This is a genomic window from Acinetobacter sp. 228 (assembly GCF_048147885.1).
In genome coordinates, this window is record NZ_JAYWYV010000112.1 from 1 (window position 1) to 1,904 (window position 1,904).

Genomic DNA, 1,904 nt, shown 5'->3' on the forward strand with positions numbered 1-1,904 from the left:
GAGTAGGCTTGCTCACTCACTTTATTTATTTTGTTATTGAATAAAAGAATTGCCTTTAGGAGGAGAGTATTCATGTTGATCCATGCCGATTTTTCACAGGCTGTGATTATCAAACCTGAAGACTATCATTGGGTGAAATCTCCCCATGGGGAAGTTGATCGGGTCATGCTTGATCGTATTGGCGATGAAGTAGCCCGTGCAACCAGTTTGGTGAAATATGCACCCCATACAACCATCCCTGAACATCGACATCATCATGGTGAAGAAATCCTCGTACTTTCAGGCGTATTTACTGAAAATCAAAATCAGCACTATCCCGCTGGATGGTATTTACGGAGTCCCCATCAGTCGGTACATCAACCGTCGAGCGAAGAAGGTGCATTGATTTTTGTCAAACTTATGCAAATTCCTACGTCAGAAACTCAAACCTTACGGATCAATACCAACGACCCAGCACAATGGCAAGAAATAGGTTCGCGTTTAATTTGCACAGTGATTGATGCAAGTTATGAACACACTTATTTAGAAAAACTCAAGCCGCAGCAACTTTTTCTTGAAGAAGCTGAGGGTGGAATCGAAATTTTGATTACCCAAGGTCAATTAGTTGATAAAGAAATAGTTTATGAAACTGGCACATGGATACGCCTACCACCGAAAACACATGCACATTTTCAAGCTGGTTTGTCTGGCGCTTCTCTTTATGTAAAAACCGGACACCTAGCCTCAGCCATTGCTGAATATAATTAAAGGCTCTTTATGCTGCAAAATACCATGCACCGACAAGTATTAATTTTGGCGAGTTCCCAATCACTTTTCCAAACCGTTTCTGTCATGGTCATGACCATTGGTGGCTTGGCTGGGGCAAATATTGCAAATACCCCAACACTTGCAACGCTGCCTATCGCCTCTATGTTTTTAGGTACAGCCTTGATGATGTTTCCGGCCTCAATATTAATGGCACATATTGGACGGCGTAACGGTTTTCTATTCGGTGCTTTTTTAGGTGTGCTCGGCGGCATTATTGCATCAATCGGAATTTTTTATAGTTCACTTAGCCTTTTAGCCTTAGGCACGCTATGTGTCGGTGCCTATCAATCCTTTGCCCAGTTTTATCGTTTTGCTGCCAGTGAAGTCGCAAATGATGCGTTTCGCTCACGTGCTATTTCTTGGGTGATGGCAGGTGGAATTGTTGCAGCTCTCATTGGCCCGACTTTAGCACGCTTCGGCGGACCTTTATTCCAGCATTTAGAATATATCGGTTCATTTTTAATTATTAGTATCATCTCACTTGTGGCAATAGGCATTTTATCTAACCTACATATTGCCGATACAGTTGAGCAGAAATCCAACTTTACTGCTGGTCGTCCGTGGCAACAGATTGTCTTTCAACCCACCTATTTAGTTGCTTTATTTGGTGCAATCACAGGCTACGGCATTATGATTTTAGGTATGACTGCCACACCAATTGCTATGCGACATTCACACCATGAACTTGGGTCAATTACGACAGTCATTCAGCTACATGTGCTTGGTATGTTTCTGCCTTCATTCTTTACTGGAAACTTAATTGCTCGCTTTGGTGTGCTTAAAATCATGTTTGCAGGTCTTTTATTATTTGCCTGCTATATCGGATTTGCTCTCTCAGGTATTCAGTTCACATCTTTTGCTATTTCTTTAATTTTATTAGGTGTGGGATGGAACTTTTTATTTATTGGCAGTACTTCTTTACTCACAGGAACTTATTCTGTAGCTGAAAAAGCCAAGGCCCAAGCTATTAACGATATGACCGTTTTTGTTGTCGGTTTGATTTGTTCGTTTAGTGCAGGTGCTTTACTGGATTTATTTGGCTGGAAAGCAATGAATATGGCTTTAATACCATGGCTGGTGATTGCCGCAGCTTCTCT

2 protein-coding genes are annotated in these 1,904 nt (G+C 41.6%); both read left to right on the top strand.

From position 1 onward, the window contains the following. Positions 1-72 precede the first annotated feature (72 nt). Complete coding sequence (locus tag VXQ92_RS16375) at positions 73-747, top strand: cupin domain-containing protein (RefSeq protein ID WP_416682540.1); 675 nt, start codon at positions 73-75, stop codon at positions 745-747. A 9-nt stretch (positions 748-756) separates the two neighbouring features. Further along, positions 757-1,904 (top strand): MFS transporter (locus VXQ92_RS16380; protein ID WP_416682541.1); only part of this gene is annotated, 1,148 nt, incomplete at its 3' end.

Excerpts from the sequence above, each read along its gene's own strand:
- VXQ92_RS16375 (WP_416682540.1), top strand. The coding sequence starts at position 73 with ATGTTGATCCATGCCGATTTTTCACAGGCTGTGATTATCAAACCTGAA.